Origin of the sequence: Afifella sp. JA880 (genome assembly GCF_025379905.1) — a bacterium.
Lineage (GTDB): Bacteria > Pseudomonadota > Alphaproteobacteria > Rhizobiales > Afifellaceae > Afifella > Afifella aestuarii.
Map to the genome: position 1 here is coordinate 73033 of NZ_JAOANH010000002.1, position 21495 is coordinate 94527.

Sequence of the window (21495 nt, forward strand, 5' to 3'; positions counted from 1 at the left end):
TTCCTCATCATGATCGTTAGACTGAAACCTATGAACCGTCGTCGCCGCATCTACGAAGGCAAGGCCAAGATCCTCTACGAGGGGCCGGAGCCGGGAACGCTCATTCAGCATTTCAAGGATGACGCGACCGCGTTCAACGCCAAGAAACATCAAATCGTCGATGGCAAGGGCGTTCTGAACAACCGCATCTCCGAGTACATCTTCAACAATCTCAATGACATGGGCATCCCGACCCATTTCATTCGGCGTCTCAACATGCGCGAGCAGTTGATTCGCGAGGTGGAGATCATCCCGCTCGAGGTCGTTGTCCGGAACGTTGCCGCAGGGTCGCTTTCGAAGCGGCTCGGCATCGACGAAGGCACACCGCTGCCGCGCTCGATCATCGAATTCTACTATAAGAACGATGAACTCGACGATCCGATGGTGTCGGAAGAACACATCACGGCCTTCGGCTGGGCGACGCCCCAGGAGATGGACGACATCATGTCGCTCGCGATTCGTGTGAACGACTTCCTGTCGGGCCTTTTCCTCGGCGTCGGCATCCGCCTCGTCGATTTCAAGATGGAATGCGGCCGCCTCTTTGAGAACGACATGATGCGCATTGTCGTCGCCGATGAGATCTCGCCCGATTCCTGCCGTCTGTGGGACATGAGCTCCAACGAGAAGCTCGACAAGGACCGCTTCCGCCGCGATCTCGGCGGCCTCCTAGAGGCTTATCAGGAAGTTGCGCGCCGGCTCGGCCTGTTGAACTCCAACGAGCGTGTCACCGGCACGGGCCCTGTCCTGGTTCAGTAGGCTCGGCACCGTCCGTGGGCCTCAAAAAGACATGTTGATCGCGCGGCGCGCGGGCTCGCCCCGGCGCCGCGTTTTTGTTTATTCAGACGGAGCCGACGCAGTCGGCAGCACCGCAGCATAGAGGGGCCGCCCGGCCGAACCGGCGCGGAAGATGGCATGAAAGCCCGCATTTTCGTGACGCTGAAGGACGGCGTGTTGGACCCGCAGGGCCAGGCCATTCAGGGCGCGCTCGGCGCTCTCGGTTTCTCCGGTGTCGAATCGGTGCGCCAGGGCAAGGTCATCGACATCGAACTCGCGCCGGACGGCGCCTCCGAAGAACGCATCCGCGAAATGTGCGAGACGCTTCTCGCCAACACCGTGATCGAAGATTATCGCATCGAAATGCTGTAATCGCGGCACGGGCGGAAACCGCAGCGCCTCGAAAACGCCTGCCTCCTAGATAAACTCAACAACCGCCTAGCTTTCGTCGCCACCGAACGAAAGCGTGTTCTGAGACGATCGGAGACGCAAAGACGCATTTAGTCATGAGGCCCGACAGGTCTATATTGCGCACATCAGAGGACAACAAGCTCCTCCAAATCGCGGCTTGAACGGTGACACATAATATGACCGAAACCGAAATTGACGCGCTTGCCAGACGCCTTGATCAGATCGAAGAGCGTGCAGTCACAAAGGCAGACGTCTTTCAGGCTGCTCTTGCAGTGAACATCTTTATATTTGCTACGATTGTCGGCACGATAGTCGTACTCTCGGCGACTGGCGTTATAAAGTGATAAGGACTCCCCGCGAATTCAAAGAGGCTCGGCGGAGATTAGGCCTCTCGGCGTCAGAACTTGGCACAATCCTCAACACAAACGGACGTACCGTGCGCAAATGGGAAGCCGAAAGCGTGGCAACCGCGAGGCCGCCCAATCCAATCGCCTGTCGCGTTTTGGAATGGATGGTCGGCGGTTACCGTCCGCCGGAATGGCCGACGGAACAAAAAATCCGGAAAGCTCCTCCCCCAGGCGATCTGCAGGCAGGTTGAAGCGGCTTCTCGCGGCAGACGCACCGTCATATGCCCGCCAAGTTGATCTGAGAGAGGGACGACTCATCCTTCGGAGAACCGCCAGATGACCTGTCTCATCCCTTACGAGCCGCTCAACGCTCTCAAGCCCATCGCCGAGAATGTGTGGATCGTCGACGGGCCGGAGATCGCAATGAGCTACGTCGTCGGCACGCTGCCGTTCACGACCCGCATGACCGTGATCCGTCTTGCAGACGGCGCCCTTCTCCTGCACTCCCCGACGCCACTCAGCGAAGATCTCGTCGAGGCCCTCGCGGCACTCGGAGAGGTCCGCTTCCTCGTCGCCCCGAACCGTCTGCATTTTTGGTGGATCGGCGAGTGGAAGGCGCGCTTCCCGAACGCGATCGCCTATGCCGCCCCCGGCGTACGCGAGGCCGCAAAAGAGCGGTTTTCAGGCTTCGATGCGGAACTCTGCGAGGAAGCCCCGGCGGCATGGGCTGGTGAAGTCGAGCTGTTTCCGCTCATCGGCAGCTTCATGACGGAGCTCGAGCTCTTCCATGTTCCGTCAGAAACGCTCGTTCTGACCGACATGATCGAGAACTTCGAGCGCGACCGCGTCACCTGCCGCCACATGCCGCCGCTTATGAAGATCGGCGGCGTGCTGGATCCGAACGGTTCGACGCCACGCGACGTTCGCCTCACCTTTCTCGGCCACAAAAAGAAGCTGCGCCAGACCGTGAAAGAAATGCTGGAGCGCAAACCGGAACGGGTTCTTATCGCCCATGGCCGATGCTATCTAACGAACGCAGAGGCGGAGCTTCGTCGCGCCTTTCGCTGGCTTCTTTGACAAATCGGATACACGCATGAAAGCCGCCATCATCCAGTTTCCCGGCACCAACCGCGAAGGCGACATGGCGGCGGCACTCCGCCTCGTCTCGGGGCGCGATGCCGACATCGTTTGGCACGGAGAGACGAGCCTGCCTTCCGGCGTCGACCTGATCGTGCTCCCTGGCGGCTTCTCTTTCGGCGATTATCTGCGCTCCGGCGCGATCGCCGCCCATTCTCCGGTGATGCGCGACGTGGCCAGGCGCGCCAATGACGGCGTCATGGTGCTCGGCGTCTGCAACGGATTTCAGGCCCTGTGCGAAGCGGGCCTTCTGCCCGGCGCATTGATGCGCAACGCCTCGCTCAAATTCGTCTGCCGCGAGGTCAAGCTCAAGGTGACGAACACGGCGACCCCCTTCACCAGCCTCTATCGTCCCGGCCAGGTGATCCGCTGCCCTGTGGCCCATGCCGACGGAAACTATTTCGCCGACGCGGAGACTCTCGATCGGCTCGAAGCCGATGATCGGGTCGTATTCCGCTACGCCGACGGCACCAATCCCAACGGCTCGCAGCGCGACATTGCCGGCATCACCAATGAACGCCGCAACGTGCTGGGCATGATGCCCCACCCGGAAGATCTCGTGGAAGCCGCACATGGCGGCGACGACGGGCTCGCCCTTTTCAAGGGGCTTGTGGAAGGCCTGCAGGAGAAGGCCGCTTGAGCGGCTCATCCGGCCGCAAGGCTCGGCCAATCCGCTCCCCATTGCGCGGATTTGCCGGCATCGTCATCGCGACACTCGTCGCGGCCGGCTGCACCCAGGCTCAAAAAGACTATCTGAGCTATTCGGCCAGCGATCGCCCGCTCGATGCATCGACGCGCATCGCCCGCGCCATGGGGCAATGCTGGTTCGCGGGCGATGCGACCTTCGCCTCCTACATCTACGCGCCGGAACTCAATTCCTATTCCGGGCAGCCGCGCATTCTCGTCCTGCCGAAGAACGAGCCCGGCGGATTGCCGCGGCTCGTCGTCCAGGCTCAGGAGGACGGACGCGGCGCCGAAGTCAAACTCTTTGGTCCGCTCCTCGCCACCGAGGCGGCTCCGCGGATACGGGCCGACATCGCGCGCTGGTCCGCTGGCTCCAGCGCCTGCACAGCCTGATTCAAGGTCTCAATCAAAGCGCAGAAGCGCCTCAAAAGACTCTGAGTTTTCCCTTGAAGATGGAGCATGCGTCCCGCCGAGCGGCGACGCACCTGCCAGGGCGCGAGCGCGAAGCCTAGAGGTCCCAGGGACGGCGAAGCCCCTCGTGATACGCATCGGCTCTTGAGACGCCGATATCCTTCAACTGGTCGTCGGTCAGCGACAGGAGCGCCCGCCTCGTGCGCCGCCTCTGCATGATCAGCACAAGCCGTGTCGACAGGCGCGCCACAGCAATTCGCATGCCCAGCTGCGCCTGCTGAAAGCGGGAAAGCCTGACACCGGAAAATGTAGCAATTGAACCCATCGTTCGTCTCCATCAGCACGACTTGCGACAGGCAATGTTTTGATTGACCCCGCCAAATGGTGCAATATACAACATTGACACCATGACAACTTGGCTTCCCGATCTCTCCACCGGCCAGGGGCCGCTTTATGTCCGCCTCGCCGAGCAGCTCGAGCGGGCGATCGACGCGGGTCAGCTCCCCGCCGGCACGAGGCTGCCGCCACAGCGCAATCTTGCCTTTGATATCGGCGTGACCATCGGTACGGTGAGCCGCGCCTATTCCCTCGCCCGGGAGCGAGGCCTCGTGTCCGGTGAAGTCGGTCGCGGCACCTATGTGCAGGCCGCGCATGCGCGCCAGGCGCCTCTGCCGCCCACGATCACCTATGCCACCGGCGATCGGCCGGGGCCGGGGGGGGCCCTCAGATTCGACACGACGGCGGCGCCCGAGAACGGCGCAGCGGCTGTGATGGCACGGCTGACCGGCGAGATATGCCGGGAATACCCGAACGCGGTCTCCAACTACATTCGGGACGTGCCGCAACGATGGGCCGAGGCAGGAGCCCGCTGGCTGACACGACACGACTGGGAGCCATCTCCGGGAGACGTCGTCCCGACATTCGGTGCCCATGCCGCCATCATGACCATCGTCGCCGCGGTGACGTCGCCGGGCGATCGCATCGCCTTCGAGCCCCTCACCTATGCCTCGATCGCGCGCAGCGTAGCACTCCTCGGTCGGCGCCCCGTGCAGGTGGCCGCCGACCGCGAAGGCCCGATAGCGGAGGATTTCGAGCGCCTCTGCGCACAGCAGCACCCGAAAATCCTGTTCGTCATGCCGGCCTTGCAGAACCCCACTCTCGCCGTAATGGGCGAAACGCGCCGACGGGAGATCGCCGACATTGCCTATCGCCATCAGACCTACATCATCGAAGACGCGGTCTATGGGGTCCTGTCGCGAGGAGGACCGCCACCGATTGCATCGATTGCACCCGAGCGCGTCTTCTATGTGAGCAGCCTGTCGAAGGCCGTCGCGGCCGGCCTGCGCGGCGGCTTCGTCGCCTGCCCTCCGCATTTCGCCAATCGCATCAACATCGCCCACAAGATGCTGACCGGCGGCAAACCTTTCCTGATGGCCGAGCTCGTCGCCCGGCTGATCGCCTCCGGCGCGGCTTTCGAGTTGATGGCGAAGACCCAGGCGGAAATCGCACGGCGTGTTGGCCTGGCGCGCGAGATTTTCTCCGGCCTCGACGTCTATCTGGACGACGTGTCCCCGTTCCTGTGGCTCAATCTTCCGGAGCCGTGGCTTTCCGGCACGTTCAAGAATGCCGCGCTGGGCGAGAACATCCGCATCGACGAGGAAGATGAGTACAAGCCGGTCCGCTCCGACACCTCCTTCCATGGCGTGCGCGTCGGTTTCACCACCGTGAAGGATAGCGACCGCACGGCCGAGGGCTTCCGCACGCTCCGCCGCCTTCTGGATCAGGGTCCGGCCGCCTACGACAGCTACAATTGAGGCGGTCGCTCTGAACGCTTCCGGCGACGCCCAAAACCTGCTGCGCCTCCATGCATGGGGATTTTTCGCAAGAGCGGGTGTGTCGAGGGCCATCACGCGCTAAGACACGGCTGCCAGAAGCATCAGGCAGAGACATGCATCCACAGAACGCGCCCGAGATCACCGAAGACCTCATTGCCGCCCACGGGCTCAAGCCCGACGAATACGAGCGGATCCTGGAACTGATCGGGCGCACGCCGACGATCACCGAGCTCGGCATCTTCTCGGCCATGTGGAACGAGCATTGTTCCTACAAGAGCTCGAAGAAGTGGCTGAAGACGCTGCCGACGAGCGGACCGCAGGTCGTCTGCGGCCCTGGCGAGAACGCCGGCATCGTCGATATCGGCGATGGTCTCGTGGCCGTCTTCAAGATGGAAAGCCACAACCACCCCTCCTACATCGAGCCCTATCAGGGGGCTGCGACCGGCGTCGGCGGCATCCTGCGCGATGTCTTCACCATGGGCGCACGGCCCGTGGCGGCGATGAATGCGCTGCGCTTCGGCGAGCCGGACCATGAAAAGACGCGCCACGTCGTGGCGGGCGTCGTCGCCGGTGTCGGCGGCTACGGCAATTCCTTCGGCGTGCCGACGGTCGGCGGCGAGGTGAATTTCCATCCCCGCTACAACGGCAATTGCCTCGTCAACGCCTTCGCCCTCGGCATCGCCCGGAAGGACGCGATCTTTTATTCCAAGGCGGAAGGCGTCGGCCTTCCCGTCGTCTATCTCGGCGCCAAGACCGGACGCGATGGCGTCGGCGGCGCCTCGATGGCCTCCGCCGAGTTCGGCGAAGAGACGCAGTCGAAGCGCCCGACGGTGCAGGTCGGAGACCCCTTCACCGAAAAACGTCTTCTGGAAGCCTGCCTGGAACTGATGACGACAGGCGCCGTCGTTGCCATCCAGGATATGGGCGCCGCCGGTCTCACCTGTTCCGCCGTCGAAATGGGCGCAAAGGGCGATCTCGGCATCCGTCTCGACCTCGACAAGGTACCGACCCGCGAACGCGCCATGACGGCCTATGAGATGATGCTGTCGGAAAGCCAGGAGCGCATGCTGATGGTGCTGCGCCCCGACAAGCGCGGCGCGGCCGAGGCGGTCTTCAAGAAATGGGGCCTCGATTTTGCCGAGGTGGGCGAGACGACCGACGATCTCCGCTTCCGGGTGTCGCGCTATGGCGAGGAAGTGGCGGACCTGCCGATCAAGGATCTGGGCGATGAGGCGCCGGAATACGACCGTCCCTGGGTGGAGCCTGCCAAGGCCGCACCGCTCGACCTCGCCTCCCTTCCAGCGCCCGGCGATCTCGGCCTCGCCCTCATCCAGATGATGGGCACGCCGGACCTCGCGTCAAAACGCTGGGTGTTTGAGCAATACGACCACCTCGTCCAGGGCAACACCGTCGTGCGGCCGGGCGGCGACGCCGCCGTCGTCCGGATCGACCGGAGCTTCGGCGCGAAGGGCGACAAGGCGCTCGCCCTCTCCTCCGACGTAACCCCGCGCTATGTCGAAGCCGATCCCTTCGAGGGCGGCAAGCAGGCGGTTGCCGAATGCTGGCGCAACATCACGGCCGTCGGCGCAACGCCGCTCGCCGTCACCGACAATCTGAATTTCGGCAATCCGGAAAAGCCGGAGATCATGGGCGTCTTCGTGAAGGCGCTGCAGGGGCTGGGCGAGGCGTGCAAGGCGCTTTCCTTCCCGATCGTCTCCGGCAATGTCTCGCTCTACAACGAGACCTCCGGTCAGGCGATCCTGCCGACCCCGACGATCGCCGGCATCGGCCTTCTCGATGACTGGAAGAAGGCGGCCACCATCTCGTTCAAACAAGAAGGTGATGTCATCCTCCTCATCGGTGCGGACGCCGAAAGCTGGGGCTCAGAACTCGGCCAGTCGGTCTATCTGCGAGAGATTTTCGGCCGCGAGGAAGGCGCCCCGCCGCGTGTCGATCTCGCCAGGGAGATGAAGCACGGCGATTTCGTCCGCGGTCTCATTCACGAGGGCACCGTCACCGCCGTGCACGATTGCTCCGATGGCGGGCTTGCCGTGGCGCTTGCCGAAATGGCACTCGCCGGCAACCTCGGAGCCGAAATCGAGGAAGCGCCCGGGCGTGCCGATCGCGCTCTCTTCGGAGAAGATCAGGCTCGCTATGTCGTGACGCTTGAGCCGCAAGAGGCGGAGACAGTTATGCAGGCCGCCGCGAAGGCGGGCGTACCGGCCGTTCAGATCGGCAAAGTGGCGGGCGATGCGCTGACGTTCCGCAATGCCGGCTCGGCCGCCGTCGCCGCGCTTCGCGAAGCCTTCGAAGGCTGGTTTCCCAAATACATGGCGGGGGCCTGAACGGCCCTCCCCATGCGAAAGGCGAGATTGACCTTTCAGGGTCGCCGGATTGACGTTTCAGGGTCGATTGACCACATTCGGCGCATACGCACGAGGAGCAACCAAGAATGCCGATGAATGCAGGGGAGATCGAGCGTCTGATACGCGAAGCATTTCCCGATGCGAGTGTGACGATCAGGGATCTTGCCGGCGACGGCGACCATTTCGCCGCAGAGGTTGTATCCGAAAGCTTTCGCGGCAAGAGCCGCGTGCAGCAGCATCAGATGGTCTATGAGGCGCTCAAGGGAGACATGGGTGGCAAATTGCACGCCCTCGCCCTGCAGACCAGCATCCCGGAATAACCGACGAGACTGCGCGGCCGCGCCCGCAGTCTGGAGGACCAGCGATCATGTCAGCGATCAACGAATGGATCGATAGCCAGGTGAAGTCCAACGATGTCGTCTTGTTCATGAAAGGCACGCCGACCTTTCCGCAATGCGGCTTCTCGGGCCAGACCGTTCAGATCCTCGATTATCTCGGCGTCGCCTACCAGGGCATCAATGTCCTGGAATCCGACGATCTGCGCCAGGGGATCAAGGACTACACCAACTGGCCGACCATCCCGCAGCTTTACGTGAAGGGCGAGTTCGTCGGCGGTGCCGATATCATCCGCGAGATGTTCCAGGCGGGCGAGCTGCAGAACCTGATGGAAGAAAAAGGCGTCGCCAAAGCGGCGTAAGGGCGAGCGGAGGTCGCACTCACGCGTCTTCGATCACCGCTCAGAGATGCCTGACGGGAGCTGCGGCTGAATAAGCGAGGCTCCCGATCGCAGGCCAGATCGGGCTGCGGATTATCTCATTTGCAAAGACCGAGCCGGCCGAAAGCCGGCTCTTTCATTGTGAGGCGACCCGCTTCCCGGCGGAGGGAATGGGCATTCGGCTCATCCCGTGACCTTGCAGGGGTCCGCCGCCGGCCCTAGAACCCGGTCTCCCAACAATTCTGCCGCACTCGTTCCGCGCGGGACTGCGTCCTGCCCGGGGAGACCGTTTCAATGCCATCCTCCACGCCTGCCGCCTCCCGGCTGACAATTCCCTATGTCGAGTTCGTCGCTCTCGCCGCCTCGATGATGGCGCTCAATGCCATGGCGATCGACATCATTCTGCCGGCCCTCGACAACATCGCAGGCAGCTTTTCGATCGCGGATCAGAACTCCCGGCAATTCGTCGTCACGGCCTTCGTGGTGGGCTTTGGCATCGCCCAGCTCGTCTTCGGTCCACTGGCCGACCGCTTCGGCCGCCGCCCGATCCTGCTCGCGGGCCTCGTGATTTATGTCGTCGGGGGCACGGCCTCGGCGCTCGCGCCCGATTTCGGCATTCTGCTCGCCTGCCGGACGGTGCAGGGAATGGGCGCAGCCGCAACCCGCGTCGTCGCAATCTCCGTGGTGCGCGACACCTTCGGCGGACGGCAGATGGCGAGCCTCATGTCGCTGGTCATGATGGTCTTCATGGCGGTGCCGATCTTTGCCCCGACCCTTGGCCAGCTCGTGCTCTTCGTCGCAAGCTGGCACTGGATCTTGTTCTTCACGGCAATCTTCGGCGCCATCGTCCTGTTGTGGTCTGGAATGCGCCTGCCCGAAACGCTTGCCGACGAGAACCGCCGCCCTCTCAACGGACGCAAGGTCATCGAGGCCTTCCGCATCGTGCTGACCAACCGGCAGGCTTTCGGCTACGCCTTTGCAACCGCTCTCGCCTTCGGGGGCCTGTTCTCGTACCTCAATTCGTCGCAACAGATCTTTGTCGAGGTCTTTGGCCTAGGCCCCTGGTTTCCCGTGGCTTTCTCCGGCAGCGCCGTCCTGATCGCGGGCGCCTCTTTCGCCAATTCCCGCCTTGTCGGCCGTTTCGGCATGCGCCGCCTCGCTCACACGGCGCTGATCAGCTTCTGCGTCTTGAGCTTCGTCACGGCCATCCTGTCGGTCATTTATGCTGGCCCGATGCCATTCTGGCTGTTTTTTCCGTTGATCAGCGCGGCCTTCTTTTTCTTCGGCTTCGTCGGCACCAATTTCAACGCACTCGCCATGGAGCCGCTCGGCCATGTCGCCGGAACGGCCTCCTCCGTGCTCGGCTTCATGCAGACCTTCGGCGGCGGCTTTTTCGGGGCGTTCGTGGGCTACCTTTACAATGGCAGTGTCACGCCCTTCGCCTTCGGTCTCACCATTCTTTCTGGTTTGGCGATCGCGACCGTGCTCGTCGCCGAACACGGCGTTCTGTTTCGCCAGCGCTATTCGTAACGAAAAAGCGCGCAGAACCGGGCGCGCCATGGCCTGAGCGCAAGAAGCGCCCCTCACCTACAAAGCGGCGAAATCGAAGCGGGTCGGATCGTGCAGATGCGAGGGACGCAGATGCGCGAGCGCTCGCAGCATGTTGGCCTTGGTGCCGGGCCGCTCGCGCTCCCATTCTGCCAGGATGTCTTTCACCCGCTGGCGCTCCAGCCCGTCCTGCGATCCGCAGAGATTGCACGGGATGATCGGGGCTTCGAGGCCCGCAGCGAAACGCTCCAGATCCGCTTCGGCCGAGCGAATGAGCGGCCGCAGCACCAGGAGATCGCCCGCGTCGTTCTTGAGCTTCGGTGGCATCGAGGAAAGCCGGCCGCCGTTCAGCATGTTCATGACGAAGGTCTCGAGCGCGTCTTCCCGGTGATGGCCGAGAACGACGGCCTGACAGCCTTCCTCGCGCGCGACCCGGTAAAGATGACCGCGTCTGAGGCGTGAGCACAGCGCGCACATCGTCTGCCCCGGCGCGATCTTTTCCGTCACCACCGAATAGGTGTCGCGCCGCTCGATCCTGTAGGAAATGCCGTGTCGCTTGAAATAGTCGGGCAGGATCTCGGCCGGGAAGCACGGCTGGGCCTGATCGAGATTGCAGGCGAGCAGATCAACCGGCAAAAGCCCGCGCCATTTGAGGTCGAGAAGCACGGCAAGAAGCCCGTGCGAATCCTTACCGCCGGACACGCAGACGAGCCACCGGGCTCCCTCTTCGACCATGCCGTAGGTCGAGAGCGTCTCGCGCACTTCGCGCAGGAGCCTTTTGCGCAGCTTCTTGAAGACGACGCTGCCCGGCGCATTGCGGAATAGCGGATGTGTCGCTTCCGCAGCTTCCTCGGGCTCGGGCTGAGGCACAGCCCCGTCCAGCACGTCGTCGACATCGTCCAGAACTTCGGTCATCGCCGCACCTTCACCGAAGCCGACCCCTCGCTCAAGCCCATGGATACAAAAAGGGCCGCCCAAAGGCGGCCCTTGAAAAGCTTTGTGATCGCAACCGTTTACTGGCGCGAATAGAACTCGACCACGAGGTTCGGCTCCATCGTCACCGGATACGGCACTTCGGAGAAGGCCGGCACGCGGGTGAAGGTGGCCGTCATCTTGTTATGATCGGCATCGATGTAATCCGGCACGTCACGCTCGGCGAGATCGGTCGCCTCGAGCACGACGGCGATCTGCTTGGAGCGCTCACGCACTTCGATCACGTCGCCAGGCTTGCAGCGATAGCTCGGGATGTTGACCTTCTGGCCGTTGACGCGGACATGACCGTGATTGACGAACTGCCGTGCCGCAAAGACCGTCGCCACGAACTTCGCGCGGTAGACGATCGCATCGAGACGGCTCTCCAGCAGGCCGATCAGCTTCTCCGAGGTGTCGCCCTTCAGGCGCGCGGCCTCGTCGTAAATCTTGCGGAACTGCTTTTCACGGATCTCGCCGTAATAGCCCTTCAGCTTCTGCTTGGCGCGCAGCTGCACACCGAAGTCCGAAAGCTTCGACTTGCGGCGCTGACCGTGCTGGCCCGGGCCGTATTCACGCTTGTTGACCGGGCTCTTCGGGCGACCCCAGATATTTTCGCCCATGCGGCGATCAAGTTTGTACTTGGCGCTCTGGCGCTTGCTCATAACGCTGATATCCTTACCGTTTCGCGTTTCGAAACGCGCCCTCCTCTGCCGCCCGTGCCGCACATGCGGACAAACGACTGACAGGGGCTCGGCGAAGCGCTCGCCGAAATTCCGATCCGAACAAAAGTTGGCGGAAGTGACCCCACGGGTGCGGGCCCCGCGCGCTGAAAGCGCCGGGCCGCGGCTCACTTATGGGTTTTATCGCCTGCTGTCAAACACCAACCGCGGCGGCAAGCCTTCCTGGGCTCTTCATCGTCGCTTCATCCGCCCGTCAACGGCCTGCAACGAAAGCCGTCTTCATGGAAGAGCCTGGCGCGCCCAGGCGCACCCGAAATGAGAGGCCACATTGATGATGCGCACATTCCTTCTGGCGGCAACCGCTTCCGCCGCTCTTCTGAGCCACGCGAACGCGCAGGAGAAGGCGTTCCCGGCGAAGCTCGAAGCGCATGCCGTGCTGCCGGCAGCCACTTTCGTCGAGCCGCCGAAGGACGCTCCGGCGAGCCTCGCCACCTCCGCAAAGTTCACCTCCTCCGATTTCCATCGCGCCGGCGACACAAAAATCGCGGGCAAGGACGGCACGCGACCGACCGGCCTCGACATGCCGTTCGACGGCCAGCCGATCCAGGGCTTCTCCGGTATCAAGAAGATGGACGACGGCACCTTCTGGTCACTCTCCGACAACGGTTTCGGCTCCAAGATCAATTCGGCCGATGCGGCCTTGATGATCCATCATCTGTCGTTCGACTGGGACGCGAACAAGGTGAACCGGCTCGGCACCGTTTTCCTGTCCGATCCGAACGAGGTGGCACCCTTCCCGATCGTCAACGAAGGCTCGGAAAGCCGGTATCTGACCGGTGCCGATTTCGACGTCGAATCGATCCAGCCGGTCGAAGACGGCTTCTGGATCGGCGAGGAGTTCGGCCCCTATCTCCTCAAATTCAACACGGACGGAGAACTCGAAACGCTCGTCGAGACGAAAATCGGCGACAAGCCGGTCACCTCGCCGGACAATCCCTTCCTGCGCCTGCCTGGCAATCCGACGACCGAAATGCCCGCCTTCAATCTGAAGCGCTCCGGCGGTTACGAAGGTCTCGCCTCATCCCCCGACAAGTCGAAGCTCTACGGCCTTCTGGAGGGCCCGATCTATGTCGACGGCGAAGTCGAAAAGGTCGACGGCCATCCGGCATTGCGCATCATCGAATTCGATGTGGCGAAGGGCGAATGGACCGGCCGCTCCTGGCTCTATCCGCTTGCCGAGGGCGGCGAGGCGATCGGCGACTTCAACATGATCGACGACACGCACGGCCTCGTCATCGAGCGCGACAATGGCGCCGGCTCCGCCGACGAGGCTTGTGACGATCCGAAGTCGACGGCAACCGACTGCTTCGCCAATCCGGCCAGGCTGAAGCGCATCTACAAGATCGAGATGACCGACGAGATGGAAGGCGGGCCTGTCCGCAAGATCGGCTACATCGACCTTCTCAAGATCGACGACACCGACGGCAAGAAAGTGCAGGGCGGCGGCGAAGGCTTTTACGACATGCCTTTCGTGACGATCGAGAATGTGGATGTGGTCGACCCGACGCATATCATCGTCGGCAACGACAACAACCTGCCCTTCTCGGCGGGCCGATCCCTGAACAAGGCCGACGACAACGAATTCGTGCTCCTGGACGTCGGCGACTTCCTCAAAGCCGAGTAATCACCTTTTGAAGCCGAGCAATCGGCATCGCCGGTGCGTCCGTCTCCCTGCGGGCGTGCCGGCGAAAATGCCGCCCAGATTTAAGCTGGAGCCAATCGATACTGCCGCAGGATATCCAATACCGGCGCCGGTACCGGCCGGCCGCTCGTAAATGCGGCACTCCCCGGCCCGCCATCCACCCGGCGGCCTTCCAGAACACTCGCCAGCCGACGCGCAATGGCTGGTGCCGGATCGATGAAACACACCGCCCATGGCGCATGCCGATCGAAAAGATCGGCCAGGAACGGATAATGCGTGCAGGCGAGGACGACCATATCGGTGCGCCGTCCCTCGAGCTCCACGAAGCATGGTTCGATCTGCTCTGCGAGCGCCCGCTCGTCGATCCCTTCGCCCCGCATCCGCGCTTCGGCGAACGCCGCCAGCAACGGCGCACCGACGAGCCGCACATGAACGAGCGAGGCGAATTTTCGGATGAGGTCGCGCGTATAATCGCGCCGCATCGTGCCCGGCGTTGCAAGCACCGCGATGATCCCGGTCTTGGTTTGTTCGGCGGCCGGCTTGATCGCCGGGACCGTACCGACGAAGGGAATGTCGTATCGGGCCCGCAGCGCCGGCAGAACGAGCGTCGACGCCGTATTGCAGGCAATGACGACCGCCGTCGGGCGATACTGGGCGATGAGGCGCCCCATCAGCTCGACGATATGCGTGCGCAGCTGGTCGTCTTCCCAATCCCCGTAGGGAAAGGCTGCATCGTCGGCCACATAGACGAGACGGATGCGAGGTATTTGTTGGCTGATCGCCCGAACGACGGAAAGTCCGCCGAGGCCGGAATCGAACACCAGCACCGGGCCGGCGTCATGCATTCTCGTCACTCATCCTCTTCGCCGGCCGCTCTCGCGATATCGCGCTTCGTTTTACGGCCCTCGAGCGCGGCCACCACGCCGCGCAACGCACGGATTTCGGTGGTCGTGAACCCTGGCCTCTGCAGCATGGCGCGCAGATTGCGGACCATCACAGGGCGCTTTTCTTCGGTGCGATAATAGCCTGTCGGCTCGAGCGCGCTCTCCAGATGCTCCATCAAACCGACCAGCTCCGCTTTCGGCGCCGGCATCTCATCGAGCTCCGGAAGCCCCGCCCGCGTCGGAAGCTCGCCCTCGCCGAGGCCGGATTGCAGCCATTCGTAGCTCATCAGAAGCACGGATTGCGCCAGATTGAGGGAAGCGAAACTCGGATTGACGGGAAACGTCACGATCTTGTCGGCATAGGCGATCTCTTCGTTGACGAGCCCCCAGCGCTCGCGACCGAACAGGAGGCCGGTCTCCTGACCGAGGCTTTCGTGTTCGCGCAAGGCAGCCGCCGCCTCGCGCGGACCCAGAACCTCTTTGGGAATCTCGCGCGTGCGGGCTGTGGTCGCGAGCACGAAGCGAAGCTCTGCGACCGCATCTGCGACATTGTCATAGACCCTGACCGCGTCGATCACATGATCGGCCCGGCTTGCCGCGGCGCGCGCCTTTTCGTTCGGCCAGCCGTCACGTGGCGCAACGAGGCGCAGATCGGACAGACCGAAATTCGCCATTGCCCGGGCGACCATGCCGATATTCTCGCCAAGTTGCGGCTCGACGAGGATGATTGCAGGCCCAGGGACTTGAGCGGTTTTTGCCCCGCTCTCGCCGCTCACGCGCCCCTCCTTTGACCCAGCGGGCCAAGAAATCCGCGGAACCATGTCGCAAAGCGGGAATTGTCACCGCAAAGCTGAATTGAACGCACACTGAGAGAGGGCATGATGCGAAGCATTATCTATATCGTTGGTCTGATCGTCATCGTCGTGGCGGTTCTGTCGCTGCTCGGCCTCGCCTGAGCGGCACCTTCGACGCAACAGCGCTTATAAGCCTCAATAGCCACGGAGCCACCCGCCATGCGCAATATTGTCTACCTCGTTGGCCTGGTCGCCATCATCATCATCATCCTCTCGCTCGCGGGTCTCCTATGACCTGAACGCGGCAGGCTCGCGACGAGCCTCATGAGAGAATCGATTTCTCGCCCTTCGCCGTGTTTGCGCGGCGGAGGGCGTTTGCTATACGCCCGTTGATCTGAATGTGCGGAAAAGCCGCTCCGGCCCCTCGCACAGCACCGAGCAACGCAGACAGGAAAATCCATGGCGAAGATCAAGGTGGAGAACCCCGTCGTCGAACTCGACGGCGACGAGATGACACGGATCATCTGGCACTACATCAAGGAAAAGCTCATCCACCCCTATCTCGACCTCGATCTCCAGTACTACGATCTCGGTATCGAGAACCGTGATGCCACCGAGGATCAGGTGACGGTGGATGCGGCCGAGGCGATCAAGAAGGTCGGGGTTGGCGTCAAATGCGCCACGATCACGCCGGATGAGGCCCGCGTCGAAGAATTTGGCCTCAAAAAGATGTGGCGCTCCCCGAACGGCACGATTCGCAACATTCTCGGCGGTGTCGTCTTCCGTGAGCCGATCATCTGCTCCAACGTGCCGCGGCTCGTCCCCGGCTGGACGAAGCCGATCGTCATCGGCCGCCATGCTTTCGGCGACCAGTACAAGGCGACGGATTTCGTCGTCCCGGGTGCCGGCAAGCTGACGATGCGCTGGGAATCCAAGGATGGCTCGGATTCCAAGGAATACGAAGTGTTCGATTTCCCCGACGGCGGTGTCGCCATGGGCATGTACAACCTCGACGAATCGATCCGCGACTTCGCCCGCGCCTCCCTCAACTACGGCCTGATGCGCGGCTACTCAGTCTATCTCTCGACCAAGAACACGATCCTCAAGGCCTATGACGGTCGTTTCAAGGATCTCTTCCAGGAGATCTACGAAGCCGAGTTCAAGGAGAAATACGAGGCGCGCCAGATCACCTACGAGCACCGGCTGATCGACGACATGGTCGCGGCGGCGCTGAAATGGTCGGGCGGCTTCGTCTGGGCGGCCAAGAACTACGACGGCGACGTGCAGTCCGATACCGTCGCGCAGGGCTTCGGCTCCCTCGGCCTGATGACCTCGGTGCTGATGACGCCGGATGGCAACACGGTCGAAGCGGAGGCCGCGCACGGCACCGTCACCCGGCACTTCCGTCTGCACCAGCAGGGCCGCGAGACCTCGACCAATTCGACGGCTTCGATCTTCGCCTGGAGCCGCGGTCTCGCACACCGCGCCAAGCTCGACGACAACCAGGAACTGAAGCACTTCGCCGACACGCTCGAACGGACAGTGGTCAACACCATCGAATCGGGCGCCATGACGAAGGACCTTGCCCTGCTCGTCGGCCCCGACCAGCCGTGGCTTTCGACGACCGGCTTCCTCGACAAGATCGACGCCAATTTGCAGAAGGCCATGGGCTGACGGCCCAGTCTTTCTGACACGATTAATGAAGGGCGGCGGCGAGCCGCCCTTTTTCTTTGGGGGCTCGTCAGCGCTCGGACTCGCTGGCCGAGAGGCGGGCTTGCCGACGCGCCCGGCGGCCCCCCTCCGCATCCGGCAGGAAGGCAGCAAGAAAGCCCATCGCCGGCAGGAAGGCGCAGATCTTGTAGACGAACTCAATGCTCGTCCAATCGGCGAGAACACCCACCAGCGCGGCCCCGATCCCGCCCAGCCCGAAGGCGAGGCCGAAGAAGAGGCCGGAGACCATCCCGACCCGCCCGGGCATCAATTCCTGCGCGTAGACCACGATCGCGGAGAAGGCCGACGAGAGAATGAGGCCGATCAAAACGCTGAGGGCGGCGGTGGCAGGAAGCCCGACATAGGGCAGAACGAGCGTAAAGGGCAGAACACCGGCAATCGATGTCCAGATCACCGCCTTGCGCCCGATGCGGTCGCCCACAGGCCCGCCGATCAACGTGCCCGCCGCCACAGACGCGAGGAACACGAACAGGTAGAGCTGCGCCTCGCCCTGAGGCAGCCCGAAGCGGTGCATCAGGTAGAAGACGTAATAGCTCGTGAAGCTCGCGAGGTAGAAATATTTCGAGAGGATCAGACCGAAGAGGAGCATCAGGGCACGCGCGATCTCGCGACGGCCGAGCCCGCTCTCTTCGCCACTGGCCCGCCGCGCCACCGGTCGGCGCTCGACATGACGCTTGTACCAGCCGCCGAGCCGCGTCAGCACGATGATCCCGCATAGCGCCACGAGCGCAAACCAGGCGATGCTCTCCTGGCCGCGCGGCAGAACGAAAAACGCGACGACGATGGGACCGAGCGAGGCGCCGGCATTGCCGCCAACCTGGAAGATCGACTGTGCGAGCCCGTGCGCACCGCCGGAGGCGAGACGTGCCAGGCGCGACGATTCCGGATGAAAGATCGAGGAGCCAATGCCGAGAAGCGCGCTGCCCACGAGAAGGCCCGGATAGCTCGACGCGAATGCGAGCGCGAGAAGCCCGCACAACGTGGAACTCATGCCCACGGGTAGCGAATAAGGCTGCGGCCGGCGATCGGTATAGAGACCGACGAGCGGCTGCAGCATCGACGCGGTCGCCTGATAGGTGAGCGTCAAAAGGCCGAGCTGCGCAAAGCTCAAGTCGAACTCCGACTTGAAGATCGGATAGGCCGCAATCACCAGCGACTGCATCATGTCATTGAGAAGATGGCAGAAGCTCGCCGCGCCCAGCACCGCAAAGGCGGTACCGCCGGAACCGGAACGGGAGGCAGTGACGGAGGTCATTCAAGGGGCCTTTCGAGCCTGTGCGGATTTCAGCCGGCGACTGCCGGCTTTTGGGGAGACCGCCTAGCAAGCCCCATCGACGGCGGCCCGCCACCGCATTAGGGTCATTGTCCTACGAGTCTGGGCCACGATCTTGAAAAATCCTCCCCTTCTCCCTTTCGCAGATGACATTCCGCGCCGCGTGATCGCTCTCGGCACCGAGTATCGGGACGGCCAGATCATCGCGCCGCACAATCATCGCAGAGGCCAGCTCCTCTACGGCTCGACCGGCGTCGTGATGATGGTCACGCGCGATGGAGCCTGGGTGATGCCGCCCGAGCGCGGCATGTGGATCCCGCCTCAGGTGGTCCATGAGGTTCACATGCTGGGTCGAGTGAAGATCCAGAGCCTCTATCTCCTTCCCGAGGCCGCCGAAGCGATGCCGGCCCGCTGTCAGGTCGTCGGCATCTCGCCCCTCATGCGCAACCTGCTCGCCGAAGCGGTGGCCCTGCCGCGGCACGGCGAGCTCGACGAGCGGGACGCCGCGCTCATGCGGCTCGTCGAACACGAAATGCACCGCCTGCCGGCCTTGCCGCTGTCGCTCCCGCTGCCCAAGACCGATCCTTTGCTGCGGCTCTGCCGCGCCTTCCTGCTTCATCCGACGCCGCACAGCACGATCGATGAATGGAGCGAAGCTCTCAGCCTGTCGCGGCGGAGCTTCACCCGCCTTTTTCGCCGTGAGACGAGCTTGAGTTTCGTCGCCTGGCGCCAGCAGGCCTGTCTGATGGCGGCCTTGCCGCGGTTGGCCGCCGGCGAGGCCGTGACGGCCGTCGCGATCGATCTCGGCTATGACAATCCGGCCGCCTTCACGACGATGTTCAAGCGCGTTCTCGGCACGCCGCCCCGAACCTATCTGGAGCGTCAGGCGGCTCCCGCCGAAGGAAGCCTCGGCGCGACGAACTGAGAGGGGGGCGAGAGGTCGTCGTGAGGGCTCCCTGTCCGGTCCGGCCTCCCCTTCCGCAATTTGCCGAAGCGCAAAGACGTTCTGTCCGCTCCCGCTAGTCTTGGCGCAAGCAAGCGAGAGACGATCATGTGCCCGATCACCGACAGGATTAACGCCACCCTCATCGACCGTTCCGTTCCGCGGCGCGAGCGGGCGGAGGGCGTCAGCAACAAAGACACGCGTGGCCGCAGCCTGGACGTGGCCCCCATCCTGTCTTACGGTTTTCGGCCCTTCTTTTTCGCCGGCACACTCTTCGCTGGCCTCGCCATCCCGTTCTGGCTGTGGATGTATTTTGCAGGCGGCAGCCCCACGGGCCCGTTCGACGCGCTCTCGTGGCACGAGCACGAGATGATCTTCGGCTATGTCGGAGCCATCATCGCCGGCTTCATTCTAACGGCCGTCCCCAACTGGACGGGCCGCCTCCCTTTGAGCGGAAAACCATTGCTCGGCCTCGTTGCGCTTTGGCTTCTCGGGCGCATCGCCTCAGCCTTCGTGGCCATGCCTGCACTCGCGTTTGCGCTCGATCTCGCCTTTCCCGTAGCCCTCGCATTTGCCATCGTCCGCGAAGTCGTTGCCGGCAAGAACTGGAAGAACATGCCGGTCGCCGTCATTCTTTCCGTGTTCGCGCTCGCCAACGCGCTTTTCCATACAGAGGCCGCAGGGTTCATCTCCTCCGGCTACGCCGTGCGTCTCGCTCTCGGCCTTATCGCACTTCTCATCGCCCTCATCGGCGGTCGCGTAACCCCGAGCTTCACCCGCAACTGGCTCGTGAAGAGTGGCGACAAAAATCTGCCGGCGCCTTTCGGCCGGATCGACAAGATCGCCCTTCTCGCAACGCTCGCCGCCATCCCCGCCTGGGTCGTCTTCCCCTATGCCCCCGTGACCGGCATCCTCTGGCTCGCGGCAGGCCTCCTTCTCGGTCTGCGCCTGTCGCGCTGGCGCGGACACGCCACCGTCGGCGAACCGATCGTCCTTGTCTTGCATCTCGGCTATCTCTGGCTCGCAATCTCGCTCGTCCTCGTCGGCGGCTCCATTATTGCACCGACGCTGATCACGCAGAGCGCCGCCATTCATGCGCTGACGGCCGGTGCGATCGGCACCATGACGCTCGCCATCATGACGCGCGCAAGCCTCGGCCATACGGGCCGCGCGATCCACGCGGACCGCTGGACGCGGGCGCTCTATGGAGCCGTCAGCCTAGGCGCCGTCCTCCGAATCGCCGCGACCTTCGCGATCGGCCTCTATGCCGCACTCATCACGCTCGGCGGCGTCGTCTGGAGCCTCGCCTTTCTCGCCTTCGCGCTCCGCTACGCACCGATCCTGTGGGGACGACGCCGACACGCGACCCCGTGAGGCCGTCAAACGAGCGGCCACCGCCCTCGACCGCCCTGGCATTGTCTTCCGATACGGCAGAACTTCTTCGCGAACCGCTTTTCCTCCGCCGCTCAAGCCGTTTAGAACGGAGATCGGCACTGCGTTCCGCGGTTTGCGAGGGAGACCTGTTTGCCCGCTCTCGATCGGTCGCTCATCCAGGATCTGCCGCTCTTCGCGGGGCTGCAGCCAGATGATCTCGACGTCATCCTCAAAACGGCTCGCTCCGCCCGCTATCCCCGCGAGACGACGATCTTCGAGCAGGAGGCGGAGGCGCATTCCTTCCACCTTCTCCTGAACGGGCATGTGCGCGTGGTCCGCACCACGCCCGGCGGCGACCAGGTGATCACCCGCTACATCAACGACGGAGAGCTCTTCGGCATCGCGCCGGCGATTGGCCGCAAATCCTATCCCGCCAGCGCCGTGGCCGCCGTCGATTGCGTGGTGCTGACCTGGCCGACCCATCTCTGGGCCGATTTTGCGGCGCGTTTTCCGGCCTTTGCCGACAACGCCTCGCGCACGGTCGGCGCCCGCCTGCAGGAAACGCAGGCCCGCGTCGTGGAAATGGCAACCCAGCAGGTCGAGCAGCGCGTGGCGCAGGCGCTTCTGCGCCTCACCGAACAGGCCGGGCGCCCGACCGAAGATGGGGTGGAAATCGATTTCCCGATCACCCGCCAGGACATTGCGGAGATGACCGGGACCACGCTTCACACGGTCAGCCGGCTCCTCAGCGCCTGGGAAGAGGCTGGTTTCGTCAAGAGCGGGCGCCAGAAGGTGGCGATCGTCGACCAGGAAGGTCTTCGGCAAATCGCCGAAAACCGCCGTCACAAATAGCCCGAAAGCAACAGCCTGAAAGA

22 protein-coding genes are annotated in these 21495 nt (G+C 63.2%); 16 read left to right on the forward strand and 6 right to left on the reverse strand.

The genetic code is table 11. The annotated features are described in order from the left end of the window. The first annotated feature begins 30 nt into the window (after positions 1–30). From purC to NYQ83_RS08585, 6 genes are all read left to right on the forward strand, one after another. On the forward strand, positions 31–795 hold the full coding sequence (gene purC / locus NYQ83_RS08560; RefSeq protein ID WP_128291678.1) for a phosphoribosylaminoimidazolesuccinocarboxamide synthase: 765 nt from the start codon (positions 31–33) through the stop codon (positions 793–795). A 156-nt stretch (positions 796–951) separates the two neighbouring features. After that, a complete protein-coding gene (gene purS, locus NYQ83_RS08565) occupies positions 952–1185 on the forward strand; it encodes a phosphoribosylformylglycinamidine synthase subunit PurS (RefSeq protein ID WP_261214102.1) in 234 nt (77 codons plus the stop codon). Between the two features lie 215 nt (positions 1186–1400). Next, positions 1401–1568, forward strand: a complete 168-nt coding sequence (locus tag NYQ83_RS08570; RefSeq protein ID WP_261214103.1) for a hypothetical protein — start codon at positions 1401–1403, stop codon at positions 1566–1568. A 339-nt stretch (positions 1569–1907) separates the two neighbouring features. Then, positions 1908–2648: a DUF4336 domain-containing protein gene (locus NYQ83_RS08575; RefSeq protein ID WP_261214104.1), complete on the forward strand. Its 741-nt coding sequence runs from the start codon at positions 1908–1910 to the stop codon at positions 2646–2648. Positions 2649–2664: 16 nt separating this feature from the next. Then, the gene (gene purQ, locus NYQ83_RS08580; protein WP_261214106.1) at positions 2665–3348 is read left to right on the forward strand and encodes a phosphoribosylformylglycinamidine synthase subunit PurQ; all 684 of its coding nucleotides are present in this window, start codon (positions 2665–2667) and stop codon (positions 3346–3348) included. Beyond that, on the forward strand, positions 3345–3785 hold the full coding sequence (locus NYQ83_RS08585; protein ID WP_261214107.1) for a hypothetical protein: 441 nt from the start codon (positions 3345–3347) through the stop codon (positions 3783–3785). Before purQ ends, NYQ83_RS08585 begins: the two co-directional genes overlap by 4 nt. Before the next feature lie 115 nt (positions 3786–3900). Here NYQ83_RS08585 and NYQ83_RS08590 read toward each other — a convergent pair whose 3' ends face one another. Beyond that, the gene (locus NYQ83_RS08590) at positions 3901–4128 is read right to left on the reverse strand and encodes a DUF1127 domain-containing protein (RefSeq protein ID WP_314733300.1); all 228 of its coding nucleotides are present in this window, start codon (positions 4126–4128) and stop codon (positions 3901–3903) included. An 82-nt stretch (positions 4129–4210) separates the two neighbouring features. On the opposite strand from NYQ83_RS08590, the gene NYQ83_RS08595 reads away from it, so the two are divergent. The 5 genes from NYQ83_RS08595 (at position 4211) to NYQ83_RS08615 (ending at position 10249) form a co-directional block, all read left to right on the forward strand. Continuing rightward, a complete protein-coding gene (locus NYQ83_RS08595; protein WP_261214109.1) occupies positions 4211–5617 on the forward strand; it encodes a PLP-dependent aminotransferase family protein in 1407 nt (468 codons plus the stop codon). Positions 5618–5751: 134 nt separating this feature from the next. Then, positions 5752–7983, forward strand: a complete 2232-nt coding sequence (purL, locus tag NYQ83_RS08600) for a phosphoribosylformylglycinamidine synthase subunit PurL (RefSeq protein WP_261214111.1) — start codon at positions 5752–5754, stop codon at positions 7981–7983. A 107-nt stretch (positions 7984–8090) separates the two neighbouring features. Continuing rightward, positions 8091–8324 carry a BolA family protein gene (locus tag NYQ83_RS08605; protein WP_092816322.1) on the forward strand — a complete coding sequence of 78 codons (234 nt, stop codon included), beginning with the start codon at positions 8091–8093 and terminating at the stop codon, positions 8322–8324. A 47-nt stretch (positions 8325–8371) separates the two neighbouring features. Next, the gene (gene grxD, locus NYQ83_RS08610; RefSeq protein WP_234628322.1) at positions 8372–8701 is read left to right on the forward strand and encodes a Grx4 family monothiol glutaredoxin; all 330 of its coding nucleotides are present in this window, start codon (positions 8372–8374) and stop codon (positions 8699–8701) included. Between the two features lie 312 nt (positions 8702–9013). Beyond that, positions 9014–10249, forward strand: a complete 1236-nt coding sequence (locus NYQ83_RS08615) for a multidrug effflux MFS transporter (protein ID WP_261214113.1) — start codon at positions 9014–9016, stop codon at positions 10247–10249. A gap of 57 nt (positions 10250–10306) precedes the next feature. Here NYQ83_RS08615 and ttcA read toward each other — a convergent pair whose 3' ends face one another. Both ttcA and rpsD read right to left on the reverse strand, forming a co-directional pair. After that, entirely contained in the window at positions 10307–11182 is an 876-nt protein-coding gene (gene ttcA / locus NYQ83_RS08620) for a tRNA 2-thiocytidine(32) synthetase TtcA (RefSeq protein ID WP_261214115.1), read from the reverse strand. Positions 11183–11280: 98 nt separating this feature from the next. After that, the gene (rpsD, locus tag NYQ83_RS08625) at positions 11281–11901 is read right to left on the reverse strand and encodes a 30S ribosomal protein S4 (RefSeq protein ID WP_092816678.1); all 621 of its coding nucleotides are present in this window, start codon (positions 11899–11901) and stop codon (positions 11281–11283) included. Between the two features lie 352 nt (positions 11902–12253). Here rpsD and NYQ83_RS08630 point away from each other — a divergent pair, with 352 nt between their 5' ends. Next, on the forward strand, positions 12254–13603 hold the full coding sequence (locus NYQ83_RS08630; protein WP_261215144.1) for an esterase-like activity of phytase family protein: 1350 nt from the start codon (positions 12254–12256) through the stop codon (positions 13601–13603). Positions 13604–13683: 80 nt separating this feature from the next. Here NYQ83_RS08630 and murI read toward each other — a convergent pair whose 3' ends face one another. Together murI and NYQ83_RS08640 are read right to left on the reverse strand one after the other, a co-directional pair. Beyond that, positions 13684–14466 (reverse strand): glutamate racemase, encoded by a 783-nt coding sequence (murI, locus tag NYQ83_RS08635; protein WP_261215145.1) that lies wholly within the window; start codon positions 14464–14466, stop codon positions 13684–13686. A gap of 5 nt (positions 14467–14471) precedes the next feature. Beyond that, a complete protein-coding gene (locus NYQ83_RS08640; protein ID WP_261214117.1) occupies positions 14472–15281 on the reverse strand; it encodes an RNA methyltransferase in 810 nt (269 codons plus the stop codon). A 477-nt stretch (positions 15282–15758) separates the two neighbouring features. Here NYQ83_RS08640 and NYQ83_RS08645 point away from each other — a divergent pair, with 477 nt between their 5' ends. Continuing rightward, the gene (locus NYQ83_RS08645; protein ID WP_261214119.1) at positions 15759–16973 is read left to right on the forward strand and encodes an NADP-dependent isocitrate dehydrogenase; all 1215 of its coding nucleotides are present in this window, start codon (positions 15759–15761) and stop codon (positions 16971–16973) included. Positions 16974–17040: 67 nt separating this feature from the next. Here NYQ83_RS08645 and NYQ83_RS08650 read toward each other — a convergent pair whose 3' ends face one another. Then, on the reverse strand, positions 17041–18285 hold the full coding sequence (locus NYQ83_RS08650; RefSeq protein WP_261214121.1) for an MFS transporter: 1245 nt from the start codon (positions 18283–18285) through the stop codon (positions 17041–17043). A gap of 133 nt (positions 18286–18418) precedes the next feature. On the opposite strand from NYQ83_RS08650, the gene NYQ83_RS08655 reads away from it, so the two are divergent. From NYQ83_RS08655 to NYQ83_RS08665, 3 genes are all read left to right on the forward strand, one after another. After that, positions 18419–19228 carry an AraC family transcriptional regulator gene (locus tag NYQ83_RS08655; RefSeq protein ID WP_261214123.1) on the forward strand — a complete coding sequence of 270 codons (810 nt, stop codon included), beginning with the start codon at positions 18419–18421 and terminating at the stop codon, positions 19226–19228. 126 nt (positions 19229–19354) lie between these two features. Then, positions 19355–20620, forward strand: coding sequence for an NnrS family protein (locus tag NYQ83_RS08660; protein WP_261214125.1), 1266 nt, complete (start codon positions 19355–19357; stop codon positions 20618–20620). A 150-nt stretch (positions 20621–20770) separates the two neighbouring features. Then, positions 20771–21472 carry a Crp/Fnr family transcriptional regulator gene (locus NYQ83_RS08665; protein ID WP_261214127.1) on the forward strand — a complete coding sequence of 234 codons (702 nt, stop codon included), beginning with the start codon at positions 20771–20773 and terminating at the stop codon, positions 21470–21472. The last annotated feature ends 23 nt before the right edge of the window (positions 21473–21495 follow it).